This is a genomic window from Vibrio sp. 1288, from assembly GCF_033344475.1.
In genome coordinates this window covers 18,927-34,992 of the sequence record NZ_JAWPOX010000014.1, presented here as the reverse complement: position 1 = coordinate 34,992, position 16,066 = coordinate 18,927, and the positions used below count along the sequence as shown (strand labels likewise).

At 46.5% G+C, this 16,066-nt stretch carries 16 protein-coding genes and 1 pseudogene; all 17 read right to left on the bottom strand.

From position 1 onward, the window contains the following. Positions 1-135: pseudogene (locus R8O11_RS12295) on the bottom strand (chemotaxis protein CheW); the annotation flags it as partial. After that, positions 125-904 carry a ParA family protein gene (locus R8O11_RS12290; protein WP_005380505.1) on the bottom strand — a complete coding sequence of 260 codons (780 nt, stop codon included), beginning with the start codon at positions 902-904 and terminating at the stop codon, positions 125-127. The gene R8O11_RS12290 and the pseudogene R8O11_RS12295, both read right to left, overlap by 11 nt. 8 nt (positions 905-912) lie before the next feature. After that, on the bottom strand, positions 913-2,025 hold the full coding sequence (locus R8O11_RS12285; protein ID WP_005384458.1) for a protein-glutamate methylesterase/protein-glutamine glutaminase: 1,113 nt from the start codon (positions 2,023-2,025) through the stop codon (positions 913-915). 29 nt (positions 2,026-2,054) lie between these two features. Beyond that, the gene (locus R8O11_RS12280; RefSeq protein ID WP_149192453.1) at positions 2,055-4,289 is read right to left on the bottom strand and encodes a chemotaxis protein CheA; all 2,235 of its coding nucleotides are present in this window, start codon (positions 4,287-4,289) and stop codon (positions 2,055-2,057) included. A gap of 9 nt (positions 4,290-4,298) precedes the next feature. Then, positions 4,299-5,039 (bottom strand): protein phosphatase CheZ, encoded by a 741-nt coding sequence (locus R8O11_RS12275; RefSeq protein WP_005380502.1) that lies wholly within the window; start codon positions 5,037-5,039, stop codon positions 4,299-4,301. Between the two features lie 118 nt (positions 5,040-5,157). After that, positions 5,158-5,526, bottom strand: a complete 369-nt coding sequence (cheY, locus tag R8O11_RS12270; RefSeq protein ID WP_017635949.1) for a chemotaxis response regulator CheY — start codon at positions 5,524-5,526, stop codon at positions 5,158-5,160. A gap of 45 nt (positions 5,527-5,571) precedes the next feature. After that, positions 5,572-6,306, bottom strand: a complete 735-nt coding sequence (locus R8O11_RS12265) for an RNA polymerase sigma factor FliA (protein WP_149192454.1) — start codon at positions 6,304-6,306, stop codon at positions 5,572-5,574. After that, positions 6,299-7,186, bottom strand: a complete 888-nt coding sequence (locus tag R8O11_RS12260; RefSeq protein ID WP_005380498.1) for a MinD/ParA family protein — start codon at positions 7,184-7,186, stop codon at positions 6,299-6,301. The genes R8O11_RS12265 and R8O11_RS12260 overlap by 8 nt, the downstream gene beginning before the upstream one ends. A 14-nt stretch (positions 7,187-7,200) precedes the next feature. After that, positions 7,201-8,718, bottom strand: coding sequence for a flagellar biosynthesis protein FlhF (gene flhF, locus R8O11_RS12255; protein ID WP_033907111.1), 1,518 nt, complete (start codon positions 8,716-8,718; stop codon positions 7,201-7,203). A gap of 28 nt (positions 8,719-8,746) precedes the next feature. Continuing rightward, positions 8,747-10,846: a flagellar biosynthesis protein FlhA gene (gene flhA, locus R8O11_RS12250; protein WP_318194198.1), complete on the bottom strand. Its 2,100-nt coding sequence runs from the start codon at positions 10,844-10,846 to the stop codon at positions 8,747-8,749. Between the two features lie 210 nt (positions 10,847-11,056). Then, positions 11,057-12,187 (bottom strand): flagellar biosynthesis protein FlhB, encoded by a 1,131-nt coding sequence (flhB, locus tag R8O11_RS12245; RefSeq protein WP_005380490.1) that lies wholly within the window; start codon positions 12,185-12,187, stop codon positions 11,057-11,059. 3 nt (positions 12,188-12,190) lie between these two features. Further along, a complete protein-coding gene (gene fliR / locus R8O11_RS12240) occupies positions 12,191-12,973 on the bottom strand; it encodes a flagellar biosynthetic protein FliR (RefSeq protein WP_005384463.1) in 783 nt (260 codons plus the stop codon). An 8-nt stretch (positions 12,974-12,981) separates the two neighbouring features. After that, positions 12,982-13,251, bottom strand: a complete 270-nt coding sequence (fliQ, locus tag R8O11_RS12235) for a flagellar biosynthesis protein FliQ (protein WP_005380488.1) — start codon at positions 13,249-13,251, stop codon at positions 12,982-12,984. Positions 13,252-13,275: 24 nt separating this feature from the next. Continuing rightward, positions 13,276-14,145, bottom strand: coding sequence for a flagellar type III secretion system pore protein FliP (gene fliP, locus R8O11_RS12230; protein WP_053306691.1), 870 nt, complete (start codon positions 14,143-14,145; stop codon positions 13,276-13,278). Continuing rightward, a complete protein-coding gene (gene fliO, locus R8O11_RS12225; protein ID WP_005380480.1) occupies positions 14,132-14,545 on the bottom strand; it encodes a flagellar biosynthetic protein FliO in 414 nt (137 codons plus the stop codon). The genes fliP and fliO overlap by 14 nt, the downstream gene beginning before the upstream one ends. A gap of 1 nt (position 14,546) precedes the next feature. Continuing rightward, positions 14,547-14,957 (bottom strand): flagellar motor switch protein FliN, encoded by a 411-nt coding sequence (fliN, locus tag R8O11_RS12220; RefSeq protein WP_005380479.1) that lies wholly within the window; start codon positions 14,955-14,957, stop codon positions 14,547-14,549. A gap of 58 nt (positions 14,958-15,015) precedes the next feature. Continuing rightward, on the bottom strand, positions 15,016-16,062 hold the full coding sequence (gene fliM, locus R8O11_RS12215) for a flagellar motor switch protein FliM (RefSeq protein WP_005380478.1): 1,047 nt from the start codon (positions 16,060-16,062) through the stop codon (positions 15,016-15,018). Between the last annotated feature and the right edge of the window lie 4 nt (positions 16,063-16,066).

The window sequence follows — 16,066 nt, the reverse complement described above, 5'->3', positions numbered from 1 at the left end:
CTCTGCAGATGATACCTCTTGAGCCAACAGGTCAAGGTCTTCCTCAAGAGTCGTTATTTCAGTTTCATCATCCAGTAATGCATTAAAGTAGTCATCAAGTGCTTGTTCACTGGACAGCACATCATTACTGCTCATCGAACGCCAACCTCTCCAGGTAAATCAGTAGCTGTTTATAGGCAAACACACCACGGCTACCAGATGCAAAATGCGAAGCTGGCAAGTGCTTTAAACTGGCATCGCGGAACTTGGTATCAATAGGCACCGCTGAGGTCCACACTTGATTTGGGTAATCTTTTTTCAGTTGCATCAATGTCTGCAATGACGCTTTCGTGCGCTTATCGTACATGGTTGGGACGATAGTCACTTTGAAACCGCCCGGGCGAGATTTTTGCATAATGGTTAGCGTACGCATCATGCGCTCTAGACCTTTCATCGCCAAAAACTCTGTTTGAACAGGAATCAAAATTCGGTCACTGGCTGCCAACGCGTTCACCATCATCACGCCAAGGATTGGCGGACAGTCAATCAACACATAGTCATAGTCTTGTGAGACAGTTTGCAGCGCCCGTTTTAAGATTAATCCCATACCACTGCGATTACCCATTACGCGATCAAGCGTGGCAAGGGACATATGCGCGGGAATGATATCCATTCCTTCCAGCTCTGTTTCTAAAATCAACGGCTTAACCGTCTCACGAGAAAACGTCTTCAACTGGAATAAATCAAATAGGCTCGAAGTTACTGCATCAGGATCATAACCGAGATAAGTAGTCAGTGAGGCGTGAGGATCAGTATCAACCATCAATACTCGATGGCCTTTCTGGCTCAATAAGCCCGCCAATGTCACTGTTGAGGTGGTTTTACCCACGCCTCCTTTCTGGTTAGCTACACTCCAAACAATCATGATGAATCCTAAGCTAGGCCAACTTCCACCAACATGCGTTCAGCAATGCGGTCAAGCGGTAAATCTTCTGAAGAAATGCCTGCTTTAGCAACCGCTTGGGGCATGCCATAAACAACACAACTTTCTTCATCTTGTGCCCAAATTGTTGAGCCTGAAGACTTCAACATGCGAGCGCCCTCACGACCGTCTGCACCCATGCCTGTCAACACTAAAGAGAGCACTTTGTCGCCATATACTTTTGCGGCAGAACCAAAAGTCACATCCACACATGGTTTGTAGTTCATGCGATCGCCGCCATCAATAATGCGAAGACGAGCAGCGCCCGCTCGTCCATCCACCATCATTTGTTTCCCACCTGGTGCAAGGTATGCCACACCGGGCTGTAACACATCGCCATCTTGTGCTTCTTTCACTTGAATCTTACACAAGGTGTTCAAACGACTGGCAAACGCAGCAGTAAACGTTGCTGGCATGTGTTGAATCAATACAATCGGATGCGGATAGTTCATCGGCAAACGCGTCAGAATTTTTTGTAGAGCAACGGGGCCACCTGTTGATGTGCCAATTGCCGTCAGTTGATACTTCTTACCAGAAGCACGGTACTTTGTCGCAGCAGGTCGAGTTGGTGTTGGAGTCACAGGTGAAGCCGTTCTTGAACCTAATGGTCGAGTAGTCGTGCTGGTACTCGCTGTTGGGCGAGCGATAGGTCGACGCATGAAAGCGCGCTTCGAGGCAATCTGAATCACACGCTGTTGAAGTAATGACACCGCTTCTTCACGGTTACGCGCAATGTCCTCAAACTTTTTCGGTAAGAAGTCCAATGCGCCCGCATCTAGAGCATCAAGCGTAGCTTTCGCCCCGTCGTGGGTCAGGGACGAAAACATTAGAATTGGCGTTGGAGCAGCGGCCATAATTTCACGTACAGCTGTAATGCCATCCATCACTGGCATTTCAATATCCATCGTGATGACGTCAGGTTTGAGAGATTTGGCTTTTTCAACCGCCTCTCTACCATTTACCGCAACGTCAATCACTTCTAGGCGCGATTCTGAGTTGATGATTTCGCTCACGCGACGTCGGAAAAAACTCGAATCATCAACGACTAGTACTTTAATCGCCATCTTATTCCTTTTAATAACGTCAGCTTTGCTTAAAGGCGTGAAGCCGCAGCATATCGCTTAAGTAAATCAGGCACATCTAGAATTAATGCAATATGGCCATCGCTAGTAATTGTCGCACCAGCCATACCTGGAGTGCCTTGTAATAGATTATCGAGTGGCTTAATAACCACTTCTTCTTGACCAATAAGCGTATCCACAACAAAACCAACGCGCTGGTTACCAATCTGTACAATCACCACGTGACCGTGACCAGTACGCTCTTGAACGTTTTGCGATTTGGATGCCAACCAGTTTTGTAAGTAAAATAGTGGGATAGATTTCTCACGCACAATGATCGTCAGCTGACCATCTACCACGTTTGTACGACTAAGATCCAAGTGGAAAATTTCACTCACCGAAGCCAGTGGTAGAGCAAAAGGATGACCGCCAACACCAACCATCAGAGTCGGTAAAATCGCTAACGTTAGTGGTACTTTGATCGTAATCTTAGTGCCCTTGCCTAGCTCAGAATCGATATCGATTGAACCGTTTAAGGTATTGATCGCCGTCTTAACCACGTCCATACCCACACCACGACCAGAAATGTCAGAAATTTTATCTTTACTTGAGAAGCCAGGTGCGAAGATAAGGTTGAAGCACTCTTTATCTGTTAAACGTGCCGCCGCATCTTCATCCATCATGCCACGCTTCACCGCGATGCCACGCAGTTTGTTCGGGTCCATACCGCCACCATCATCTACGATGGATAGTTCAATATGGTCCCCTTCTTGCGATGCTGACAAAATCACTTTACCTGTGCGTGATTTGCCTGCCTTCGCGCGTGCGTCTGGCATTTCAATACCGTGATCAACCGAGTTACGCACCAAGTGAATCAACGGATCGGCCAATGCTTCTACAAGGTTTTTATCGAGATCGGTTTCTTCACCGCGCATTTCTAGCACGATGTCTTTATTTAGGTTACGAGCCAAGTCACGGACAACGCGTGGGAAACGGCCAAACACTTTCTTAATTGGCTGCATACGCGTTTTCATTACCGCGCCTTGTAGATCCGCAGTTACCACATCAAGGTTAGCGACCGCTTTGGACATCTCTTCGTTGTCGCTATTCAAACCAAGGCTTAGTAGACGGTTACGCACCAATACGAGCTCACCCACCATGTTCATGATGGTATCAAGCGTCGAGGTATCAACACGAACGGTTGCTTCAGCCTGAGGTTTTTTAACCGCTGGTGCTTTGGCTTCTTCTTTTACCGCGACTGGTTTAGATTCTGGCTTTGGTGCTGGCGCTGCTTGAACAGGTGCTGGCTTAGCAACAGGCTCAGGTTTCGCAGGGCTTTGCTCTACGTTTGCTGAAGCAGGCTTCGTTGCCATGTCCAATTCTTCTAGCGTTGGACCTTTACCTGAACCATGTAGCTCATCGAGTAACTTTTCGAACTCTTCGTCCGTCATTAAGTCACTGTCTTGATTTGATGAAGATGCCACTGGAGCGGAAGGCTCTGCCGCTTTAGGTGGCTCTACTGGTACAGATGCAGCAGCCTCTGCCGTAGAAGGGCTTTTTCCTACACCGTGCAGTTCATCGAGTAAACGTTCAAACTCATCATCAGTGATATCACCACTTTCAACTGATGGTGCACTCGATTGAGGCGGTTCAGATGGCGTTGTAGGTGTCGCAGACATTGAGTTGCCTGGCGCTGAACCTTTACCATGAAGCTCATCAAGTAGCTTTTCGAATTCGTCTTGGGTAATTTCATCAACAGAGCCGACACTTGATGGTGCTGACGGTGCAGCAGGTTCTTCGATGATAGGCTCGGGAATAATAGGTTCTGGAGTAGCCACTGGTTCTTCAACTACGGTTGCCGCTACTTCATCTTCTGACTCAGGTTTGCATAGACGATGAAGTTCTTCAAGAAGCTCAGGGTCCGCAGCTTCTAACGGCTCACGATCTTGAACAGCCTGGAACTGGGTATTAACCGTATCCAAGGCTTTTAGCATCGTATCCATTAAGTTTTGCGTTACCGTGCGTTGACCGTTTCGTAAAACGTCGAACACGTTCTCCGCACCATGACAAGTATCGACTAGCTCTGCCAATGAAAGGAAGCCGGCACCGCCTTTTACGGTATGAAACCCGCGGAAAATAGCATTAAGTAAGTCTTTGTCTTCTGGGTTATTTTCCAATTCAACCAACTGCTCAGAAAGCAGCTCGATAATTTCCCCAGCCTCAATGAGAAAGTCCTGAAGAATATCTTCGTCTAAATCGTAGCTCATACGTTACCTTTAAAATCCAAGACTGGACAACAAGTCATCGACTTCGTCCTGCGATGAAACCGCATCTTCTCTCAGTTCTGGATGAAGAATCGGGCCTTCGGCTTCGCTTGTTTGTGTATTCTTTTTATCTGCCGGTTCTGACAAAACTTGAATGTGTTCTTCAAGTTTATTTCCAGAGAATACGGTTAGGATTTCCACTAAGCGGCCTTCAACTTCATTAACCAACGTAATTACGCGGCGAATGATTTGGCCAGTTAGGTCTTGGAAGTCTTGCGCCATGAGAATTTCGGTCAATTGGCCGCGCAATTCAGTGCTGTCACCTTCGACTTGCACTAATAGCCCGTCAATTCGGTGGCACAGTGCTTTAAATTCGCTCAATTCTATGCGCCCGTGCATGAGTTCATTCCATTGAGGACGAACTTTTAGAAGGCAATCATGCAGGTTGTCAGCGATAGGAAGGCAGCAGTCGACCGCATCCATTGTTTTGTTGGCTGCAAGCTCTGTCTTCTCGATCACATAATTGAGACGATCCCTAGCGTTAGGGATTTCGTCTTTCGCAATTTCGGTCATGCGCTGATCGAGACTGAACTGCTTGAGTGATTCGTGAAGGTCTCGAGTTAACGCTCCAATTTCTTGCAGCATTGGGTTATCGGCACCTTCGTAGATCGAGGCAACAAGCATATTGGCTTGGTCTTGTTCCCCGTTTTCTAGCATTTGAACGAGTGACTTCGCCTGCTCTAGTGAGATCATTCTGAATAGACCCTTTTACGTTTAGTTCTTCTTATCACTTTGAAAACGCTAAACGAGTCATTTAATAGGTATTTAATAATTGGTATGAATGACTCGAATAACAAAGAGAAAGAGAGAGTTATAAACGCTCGAAAATTTTATCTAATTTTTCTTTTAATGTTGCAGCAGTAAATGGCTTAACAATGTAGCCGTTTACACCTGCTTGAGCAGCTTCAATGATCTGCTCACGCTTCGCTTCAGCCGTGATCATTAGAACTGGCAGATGCTTAAGTTCTGCATCCGCGCGGATGTGTTTAAGCAAATCGATGCCTTGCATACCTGGCATGTTCCAGTCAGTTACAACAAAATCGAAGTCACCTTTTTTCAGCATTGGTAATGCGGTTAAACCATCGTCCGCTTCTTGAGTGTTATTGAAACCCAAGTCACGAAGCAGGTTTTTAACAATACGGCGCATTGTTGAGAAATCATCAACAATAAGGATCTTCATGTTTTTATTCAAAATTGCCTCCACTGAATCGTAAAATCAGTGTTTTTAGTCATTTTGTGTCCACGCACTGAGCTTGGTACGTAAACGTTGCATCGCTTGACTCAGTATTTGACTTACGCGAGATTCGCTTACGCCTAACACATCGCCAATTTCTTTCAAATTGAGTTCTTCATCATAATAAAGCGAAAGAACCAAAGCTTCACGCTCTGGAAGCTGTTTTATTGATTCAACCAGTGCTTTTCGAAATGATTCATCAACTACCCCTTTGAATGGGTTGCTGTCATCGGTTTCATCCGCCGCTGAAATCACATCATCAGAAACGCCTAAATCTTCAATACCGACTAATTTTGAGCAGTTGATATCGGTAAGAGCACTATGATATTGATCCAGTGTCATACCGAGATGCGTGGCTACTTCAGAATCAGTAGGATCTCGATTTAATTCGCCTTCCAGCTCCGCAATCGCTTGGTTAATCTCTCGATTATTTTTATGAACAGAACGCGGTACCCAATCGCCTTTACGCATGTCATCTAACATTGCGCCACGAATACGGATACCTGCATAAGTTTCAAAGCTCGCACCTTTAGAACCATCATAATTCTGCTGAGCTTCGATAAGACCGATCATGCCGGCCTGAATTAAATCCTCTACCTGAACACTCGGCGGTAAACGGCCTAGTAGGTGGTGAGCAATGCGCTTAACCAACACTGAATAACGTTCAATGAACGCCTGCTGGCTATTAAATTTGCCATGTTGGTCATAGGTTATCGCTTTATTCACCAAAAGGGTCCTCTGCGAATTCGGTACGATTTAACAACCTTTCCACAAAAAATTCCAAGTGTCCACTTGGTGTTTTCGGTAGTGGCCACGTCAACGCTTTGTTTGCTAGTGAGCTGATAGCTAAAGCGGCAGGCGAGCGTGGGAACGCATCAACGACAATTTTTTGTCTTTTTACAGCCTGTCGTACTTTATCATCTAATGGAATACATGCTACGAGTTCAAGGCTAACATTCAAGAATCGCTCTGTGACTAGTGTCAACTTTGCAAACAATTCTCGCCCTTCACGGTAGCTTCTGACCATATTTGCTACAACTTTAAAGCGTTGAACTTGGTGTTCTTTACTCAACAGCTTGATTAATGCATAGGCATCTGTGATTGACGTCGGTTCATCACACACAACTACAACCACATCTTGAGCTGCTCGCGAAAAACTGATTACCATGTCAGAGATACCAGCAGCGGTATCAATCAGCAGGACATCCATTTCGTCTTCAAGACTACCAAATGCTCGGATGAGTCCGGCATGCTGAGCGTGAGAAAGCTCTGTCATGCTCTGTGTGCCAGAAGTTGCAGGAATTATCTTTATACCATAAGGCCCTTCGACAATCGCATCTTTTAGCTCACATTCACCCGCTAAGACATGTCCTAGATTACGTTTTGCACGAATTCCGAGCATCACGTCCACATTGGCCAGACCTAAATCAGCGTCGAGAACCATCACCTTCTTGCCTTGGCGAGCCATACAAATCGCCAGACCCAGTGTTACGTTTGATTTCCCCACACCACCTTTGCCGCCAGTAACAGCAATCACTTTGGTCAACGATGGTTGTGTTAAGCGACGGAGGCCGCTTGCTTGATCGTGTATCATATTCTCAGTCATAGTAGTCCGCCGCCTTAGAGTCCTTCACTGTCACTGTTCCAAAAGTGAGGTTCGTTCTCTGTCGACTTCTCTAACAGTTCATTTGCTTTCGCAAGCATATATTTTGGTTGCGCTATCACAATGTCTTCTGGTACGCGCTGACCATTAGCGATGTAAGCTACTGGCATTGCGTTTTGAATCACTACACTGATGAATTCGCCTAGGCTTAATGACTCATCAAGCTTCGTCATAATACAACCCGAAAGTGGTATACGTCGGAAGTGATCCAGCGTTTCTTGTAGAACACGACGTTGTGCGGTAGCCGGCAAAACAAGGTAGCTGTGAATCACTTCCCCGCTCTCTTGCATTAGAGTGTCGAGCTGCTCGGAAAGCCTCACATCTCGTTGCCCCATCCCTGCCGTATCGACCAAAATCAGTCTTCTGTTTCTTAGCTGATATATAACATCGGCTAACTCGTTAGAATCTTTAGCAACTCTTACGGGACAACCCATAATTCTTCCGTAAATTGAGAGTTGCTCATGTGCACCTATGCGATATGTATCTGTTGTCACAAGGGCCACATTGTCGGCACCGTATTCCATGGCTGCGCGTGCTGCGAGTTTCGCTACGGTTGTTGTTTTCCCAACCCCCGTCGGACCCAACAATGCGACTACGCCACCACGTTTTAAAATGTCCTGTTTAGGAATATTGATTTGATCCGCCACCAGCGACAATAACGCTTTCCACGCTCGCGCTGGCTTTGTATCTTCCGGGATATAACAGGCCATCTGGTCTGCTAACTCCGGAGAAACGCCCATTCGCTCTAAGCGCTTAATCAGCATTGCTCTTAGCGGCTCACGGCGTTCTACTTCTTGCCACATCAGGCCAGAAACTTGGTGCTCCAACAGACGACGAATTGACGTCATCTCTTCGCGCATGCTTTCTAGCTCATCTGCCGATTCGTCACGCTCATCGCTTGGGCGACGTCGATCATAGCGCGTCGGGTCCAGCTTGGGTGTCGGACGTTCAAATCGATTGTCCTGTGCGATTAGCTTCGCCAAGGGTGAATCTGGTTGATATGGCGCTGGCTTTTCTTGGTTGTAGCCGTCGCGATGCTTATTTTGGCGTTGCAGCAAAGCAGAGAGCGAATCTTCATTTTCCGCTACGTGATCGTCAGCATCTGCTGCACCACCGCTATATTGCTTAAGCATATTAGCGAATCGCTGCGTCATTGAGCCTGTTTTTTCATTGTTACTGTTATTACTGTTCAGGCTAATTTTATCTTCATCTAAATGACGATCTTGGTAACGATCAGCAGAAGACGATGACATTTGACGATGTTCGTTATAGCGATTCGATTGAGAAGCACCGCGATTTTGCTGTGACGCTGCGCTTGCTTGAGACGGATTAGATTCACTATCTATCGCCGCAACAATCGCTACTCCACCAGCCACTTTCTTGTTTGACATGATCACCGCTTCCGCGCCTAACTCCTCTTTCACTTGGAGCAGCGCCGTTCTCATGTCTTTGGCAAAAAATCGCTTTATTTTCAAACTATGAATCCATTAATGATGCGTGAGATCAGTTACCCACGGCTTGCACAATTCTGATCTGTTTTTCATCCGGGATTTCTTGGTAAGACAGTACCCGGAGATTAGGTATTGTGTTCTTCACAAATTTCGCCAACGTCGAGCGTAATACACCAGAAGTAAGCAGAACGGCAGGTTCGCCTTTCAGTTCTTGTTCCTGTGTCGCTTGGCTTAGTGAAGACTGCAATCGCTCAGCGAGTCCCGGTTCAATCCCCGCGGATTCGCCTCCTGATGCTTGCATAGTTTGATGCAATATTTGTTCCAGTTCAGGTATCAAAGTAATCACTGGTAACTCAGGCTCTATACCATTGATTTCTTGAACAATTAGACGTTTAAGACTAACTCGAACTGCTGCCGTCAATATGTCAGCTTCTTGACTCTTACTTGAGTACTCAGCCAAAGTTTGAACAATCGTGCGAATATCGCGGATTGGAATGGCCTCGTTTAACAAGTTTTGTAGGACTTTCACCACCACACCTAATGGTAATTGGTCAGGAACAAAGTTCTCGACTAACTTAGGCGCGCTGCACCCCAACATTTCTAATAAATTCTCTACTTCTTCATGACCAATTAGCTGTGATGCGTTGTTGGTCAATAGCTGGCTTAGGTGCGTCGCTAATACCGTTGATGAATCAACAACCGTATAACCCAGAGCCTGCGCGTGCTCACGCTGATCTTCTCGGATCCATACGGCTTCCAGTCCAAAAGCAGGGTCAATGGTTGGCTCACCATCAATCATGCCATACACCTGACCTGGGTTAATCGCTAGCTCTTGATCCGGACGAATCTCTGCTTCGCCCACCGCAACCCCCATCAATGTAATTCGGTAACTGTTTGGGGTCAGCTCAAGATTGTCACGAATATGAACCGCTGGAATTAGGAACCCAAAATCTTGCGATAACTTTTTACGCACGCCTTTTACGCGCTCTAGCAGTTCACCACCTTGGTCTCTGTCCACCAAAGGGATTAAGCGATAACCGACTTCCAAGCCAATAATATCGACTGGCTGGACGTCATCCCAAGACAGTTCGCGCTGTGAGGAAGGTTCTGTACCTTCGTCTGCTGTTGCTGGTAAAGCGGGCTCTTTCGCTTTCTGCTTCTGCCGTTTGTCGATGAAATATGCCGCTGCACCGGCCGCGACTGCCAGGCTCAAAAACGCAAAGTGTGGCATGCCCGGTACGATGCCCATCACACCAAGAATAGCCGCAGTAATCATCAGCGCTTTTGGGTTGTCGAACATCTGGAAGACCAGTTGTTCCCCCATGTCTTCATCGGTGTTTTGGCGCGTCACCATCATTGCCGCTGCAATCGACAGCAATAGCGATGGGATTTGTGCGACCAAACCATCACCGATTGTCAGTAAGGTATAGATTTCAATCGCTTCACCGAAACCCAATCCATACTGCGCCATACCGATCGACAGACCGCCGACGATGTTGATAAACAGAATCAAAATACCGGCAATCGCGTCACCTTTTACGAACTTCGAGGCACCATCCATCGAGCCATAGAAATCCGCTTCTTTGGTCACTTCAAAACGACGAACTCTTGCCTGCTCTTGGTCTATCAATCCGGCATTCAAGTCGGCATCAATCGCCATTTGCTTACCCGGCAACGCATCAAGCGTAAAGCGAGCACTTACCTCAGAGATACGACCCGCACCTTTGGTCACCACCATAAAGTTGATGATCATTAAGATGAGGAAAACCACTAGGCCGACCGCGTAGTTACCACCAATAACGACGTTACCGAACGCCTCAATTACGTTACCTGCCGCATTACCGCCTTCATGACCATGCAGTAAGACGACACGAGTCGAGGCAACGTTCAAAGCCAAGCGGAGCAACGTGGCGATCAGCAATACCGTTGGAAAAGCAGCGAAGTCCAAAGGGCGACGTGTGTAAACGGTCACTAACAACACCACCATCGACAGCGCGATGTTAAAGGTGAAGAACATATCCAGCAAAAATGCTGGAATCGGCAGTACCACCATCGCTAGGGTGGCCAAAACCATCACCGGAGCACCAATAGCTGGCATTTCACGTTGAGGGATTCGTGGCAATTTATCTGCAAACGGCAGGCTTAACTTCATACTGCGAGAGATCTCAATCGATTGAAGCGTCACGTAAGCTCTTACTATTAATACGCGACCGCTTTAGCCTAAAAGTTTAGGTAGGGTTGATAATTAAAGCGTTTTAAGCAATCTATGTACCATAATTAGCGCCAAAATAATGACTAAACACTCAAATAGAGCTTAGCTTTTGATCAAACGAGCTTTTTTAAGGCTTTACCGCTTTTCGTATCAATGACGGTGCTCGGGCGGGATTGGCAAATCATAATCTTGAATTTTCGGGCGCTGTCCACCTCGTTTTCGGTATTGCTTCAATTGGAATACAAATGCCAAAACCTGAGCGACGGCAGTAAATAACCCATCGGGGATCTCTTGCTCGAGCTCTGTCGTGTGGTACAACGCACGAGCCAAAGGTGGTGCGGGCACAATCGTAATGTCATGTTCGCGGGCGACTTCTCGAATCTTCATCGCCATGTGGTCAGTACCTTTAGCGATCACGACTGGCGCACGGTCTGTCTTCTGTTTATAACGAAGCGCTACCGAGAAGTGCTCTGGGTTAGTAACAATAACATCAGCTTGAGGAACGTCCGCCATCATTCGACGTTGAGCCGCTTCCCTTTGCAACATACGAATACGGCCTTTCACTTCCGGCTTACCTTCAGTCTCTTTGTATTCGTCTTTGACTTCTTGCTTGGTCATTTTTAACTGATCGGCGTGCTGCCAAATTTGAAATGGAATATCGATGGCAACCACAATCAATAGCGAGCAACTGATCAGCAAAATAAAGTTCAGCAAAATATCTAAAGCATGGAAGATGTTTTGCGGATACACATCCATGCTCAATTGAATCAGATCGGCCTGTGATGCTTGGATCAAATAGATGGCGACACCAGTGACCAGAACCACTTTAAGGATTGATTTGATCAACTCTACCCAGCTTTGCATTCCAACCATTCGCTTTAAGCCGCTAAGCGGATTCATTTTCGACAGCTTGGGCATGGCCGCTTGGGCAGAAAAACTGATTCCTCCCACACCTGCTGCTCCAATCATGGCGGCGGTAAACAATGTCGCTAACACCAAAAATAGTGGGAACAACAAATCACTCATCGCGCCCAAAGCGATATCAAACAGTTTTGCAGTATCGAAAATCTCTTCTCGTTGAAGATCAAATAAACGGCTCATGATGGAAAACAATGAACGTGCTAACGCCTCGCCAAACCACATCAATGAAATGGCGCCAACGATCAGCACAGATGCTGATGCAAGCTCTTTAGATCGAGCGACCTGCCCCTTTTCTCTGGCTTGTTGTAACCGTCGGGGCGTGGCTTCTTCGGTGCGTTCCTGACCGTCTGATTCTGCCAAATCTTAGCACTCCAAGCGAATAAGCCGACAAATCTGCGCCTCACCCACTGTCCAGAACATTTCATAATGACTGTATAGACCAGCCAGTATGTACCAACAAAGTAATAGACCCACCATCAAAGCAAAAGCAAAACCAAGCGAGAAGATATTCAGCTGTGGTGCGGCACGGGTCATTACACCAAACGACAAGTTAATGGTCAGTAGCGCAATAATGCCAGATAGAGACATACTCAGTGCCGTTTGGAACATAATACCAAGCCAGCCTGCCATTTCACGGAAATCAACCGCGTTGAGCGAGCCGGAGCCAATCGGCAAAGTTTTAAAACTGAACACCACCAATTGCAGCATTTTTAAGTGTCCATCGGTGGCAAGGAAAAACATTGTCGTTAAGAACATGAATAACTGGCCAAGCAATGGCGTGTTCTGACCATTTGCGGGATCAACCATAGAAGCAAAGCCCAAACTTGATTGCATACCCAATATTTGACCAAGTAGGACAAAGGTTTGAATCATAAATTGAGTAACCATACCCATCGCTATGCCGATGATCATTTGCTCGGCAATGGTCATGAAGCCACGAAACGAGAGTAGCTCAATGTCTTGAGGTACAGCGGGGATGGCTGGCATGACAGCGAAAGTGATGGCTAAACCGAGGTAAAGGCGGATTCTTGGCGAAACAAATCGGGCCCCGGTTACTGTCATCACCATCAACATGGATGAGATACGAACATAGGGCCAGAAGTAGTTTGCGATCCAATCTAAGACAACGCTAGTGGGGTACTCCATAGGCGCCTCTAATAAAGCACCTGAGGTAAGCGTTCAATCAAGCCATAGAAATATTCCATCAACATTTGCGTCATCCAATGCCCAAACAGCATCAGGGCCAAAAGCGTGACAATCAAACGCGGTAAGAAGCTCAATGTTTGTTCGTTGATGGATGTCGCAGCTTGAAAAATCGCGACTACAAGGCCGATAAGCAAGCTTGGGATGATAATAGCGCAGACCATGATAAGCACCATCCAAAGTGCTTCACGGAAAAGCTCGACAAACATTTCTGGTGTCATGTCTTATCCTCTATCTGCGCTTATCTAAAGGGCAAAGCTGCCCGCGAGTGTCGAGAGTATCAAGTTCCAACCATCGACCAATACGAACAACATCAACTTGAACGGCAACGAAACAATCATAGGTGACAACATCATCATACCCATTGCCATCAATACCGAAGCGACTACAAGGTCAATAATCAAAAACGGCAAGAAGAGCATAAAGCCAATTTGGAATGCAGTTTTTAGCTCTGAGGTGATAAAAGCCGGAATCAACACCGCCATCGACACATCTTCTGGATTCTCGACTTGCTCTCCTGACATGGTTACAAACGTCTCCAAATCTTTGATTCGGGTCTGTTTAAGCATAAATGCTTTCATTGGCGCTTGTGCAGCATCAAACGCTTCTCGCGCCGTAACTTGCTCGTTCAAATAAGGCTGAACAGCTTTGTCGTTGATTTCGTTCAGGACAGGAGACATAACAAAAAAGGTCAAAAACAGCGCAATACCAATAATGACCTGATTAGAAGGCGTTTGTTGCAAACCCATTGCCTGACGCAATATCGACATCACCACTACAATTCGAGTGAACGAGGTCATCAGAATCACCATGGCAGGCAAGAAGCCAAGCATGGTCATTAACGCTAAAATTTGTAGTGTAACCGAGTAGTCTTCACTGCCATCAGGGTTCGTGGTCATGGTGAATGCTGGAATACCACCGCCACTAGAAACGGACATAGCACGGCTAGCACCAGTATCACTTTGCATAGCCTGAACTGTAACACCACTTCCATCGGTTAAGTTATCTGGCAGCGCTGACTCCTCTGCTTCAGCAAAGGTAAATGAAGAAAACAGCACGCCGACAAAAAGTAACAACGTACTCAGGAGCAAACGAATTGGATTACCCTTTGTCATGTTTTTTGATCAGCTGGCTAAATTGAGTCGCAAAAGCATTGGTCGCCAACTCTTCCTCTTTCAGTGGCTTATCTAACTTGGCTAAAGTTTGGATCGATTGGCTAGTAATCCCAACCAAAAACTGTTCTTCACCCACTTGAACTACTGCGATTCTTTCTTTTGTACCCACTGGCAACTGACTCACTATACGCAAGCCCTTTTGTTGTCCCATCGCTGGCACTTGCATACGTTTCAGCAACCAAGCCAGCAAAAGAATCACGCCGATTACAAGCACAAGCGAACCAAGTGTCGTCGCAAGATCCAGATTATTTGGTGCGGCAGCGAATGCATAAGGAGCACTTAGCATTAAGCTCAGTGCTCCAGTGATTTGCTTCAATCGCATTTTGATTGAACGACTCATCTTAACGCAGCTTCTTAATTCGTTCAGTTTGGCTGATCACATCCGTCAAACGGATACCAAACTTATCGTTGACGACCACGACTTCGCCGTGAGCAATCAAAGTACCGTTAACCAATACGTCGAGCGACTCACCGGCTAGACGATCCAACTCAACAACCGAACCTTGGTTAAGCTGCAACAGGTTCCGAATGCTAATTTGAGAACGACCGACTTCCATCGAAATCGTCACCGGGATATCCATAATAGTGTCGAGTTTACGACGCTCATCTTCGCTAATTGGGCTTGAAGTGTCTTTTAGCTCTTCCAGTGGCGCAGCCAATACTTCATCTACGTCTACAGAAGGGGCAGACGGGTCTTCGCCAAGAGCGGCTGCCCATTCGTCTGCTAGCTTTTGATCGTCACTTGGTTCCATTTTTCTATCCTGTGTTACGCCTAACTCATGCCATAGCATGTCTGTTTAATAAGGTATCTTAATGGTCTATATCGTCTTCACTCTCAAGCTCGGACATGATGTCTTTACCTAAGAAAGCTAAATCTGTTTTGACGACATGTGGGCGCTCAATTTCCTCAGAAATTTGCACCGCTAATTTGTCTTCCGAACGACCCATTTTTACGCGATAGGTCGGTAGGTCTTCTACAAACATCGTCGCATGTTCTGGCATTTCAATCGGGATGATATCGCCCGGTTGCAGCTCCATGAGATCACGCAAAGAAATGTCTTTTTCGAGCAAGTTCACGCGGAAGTTAACCGGACAATCCATGATCTCTTCACGTAGTGCTGAGCTCCAGCGAACGTCCGTTTCCATCTTGTCGGACTGAACACCTGCATCCAATAGTTCACGGATAGGCTCAACCATGGAGTAAGGCATAACGACATGAAAATCGCCGCCACCGCCGTCAACTTCTATATGGAAGGAACTCACGACAATCACTTCTGTCGGGCTGACAATGTTTGCCATACTTGGGTTTACTTCAGAGTCGAGATATTCGAACTCTACCCCCATCACTGGCGACCACGCTTCTTTATAATCTTCAAATACAATTTTCAGTAACAACTGAATGATGCGGCGTTCCGTTGGGGTAAATTCACGGCCTTCTATTTTGGCGTGGAATCGACCATCACCGCCAAAGAAGTTTTCTACCAGAATAAAGACTAAACGAGCCTCCATGGTGATCAACGCAGTGCCTTTTAACGGACGAAAACGCACCATGTTCAAACTGGTTGGCACGTACAATGTGTTCTGGTATTCACCAAACTTCATCATCTGCACGCCATTGATCGACACCTCTGCCGTTTTACGCAGCATATTAAACAGACTAATACGCATGTGCCGTGCGAAGCGCTCGTTGATAAGTTCGAGCGTCGGCATTCGACCACGTACGATTCTGTCTTGCGACGAGAAATCAAAATTGACGGCGCCCTCAGTGTCGTTTTCTATCGGTTCATCGACGTCATCAACATCGTCAACCCCATGCAATAGCGCATCAATTTCGTCTTGGCTTAATAGATCGGTCACGTTT

Coding starts and splice junctions, on each gene's coding strand:
- fliO (WP_005380480.1), bottom strand. CDS start 14,545: ATGAGTCGTTCAATCAAAATGCGATTGAAGCAAATCACTGGAGCACTG.
- R8O11_RS12285 (WP_005384458.1), bottom strand. CDS start 2,025: ATGGCGATTAAAGTACTAGTCGTTGATGATTCGAGTTTTTTCCGACGT.
- flhA (WP_318194198.1), bottom strand. CDS start 10,846: ATGAAGTTAAGCCTGCCGTTTGCAGATAAATTGCCACGAATCCCTCAA.
- fliR (WP_005384463.1), bottom strand. CDS start 12,973: ATGGAGTACCCCACTAGCGTTGTCTTAGATTGGATCGCAAACTACTTC.
- fliN (WP_005380479.1), bottom strand. CDS start 14,957: ATGGAACCAAGTGACGATCAAAAGCTAGCAGACGAATGGGCAGCCGCT.
- R8O11_RS12275 (WP_005380502.1), bottom strand. CDS start 5,039: ATGATCTCACTAGAGCAGGCGAAGTCACTCGTTCAAATGCTAGAAAAC.
- R8O11_RS12290 (WP_005380505.1), bottom strand. CDS start 904: ATGATTGTTTGGAGTGTAGCTAACCAGAAAGGAGGCGTGGGTAAAACC.
- fliQ (WP_005380488.1), bottom strand. CDS start 13,251: ATGACACCAGAAATGTTTGTCGAGCTTTTCCGTGAAGCACTTTGGATG.
- cheY (WP_017635949.1), bottom strand. CDS start 5,526: ATGAAGATCCTTATTGTTGATGATTTCTCAACAATGCGCCGTATTGTT.
- R8O11_RS12280 (WP_149192453.1), bottom strand. CDS start 4,289: ATGAGCTACGATTTAGACGAAGATATTCTTCAGGACTTTCTCATTGAG.
- fliP (WP_053306691.1), bottom strand. CDS start 14,145: ATGACAAAGGGTAATCCAATTCGTTTGCTCCTGAGTACGTTGTTACTT.
- R8O11_RS12260 (WP_005380498.1), bottom strand. CDS start 7,186: ATGACTGAGAATATGATACACGATCAAGCAAGCGGCCTCCGTCGCTTA.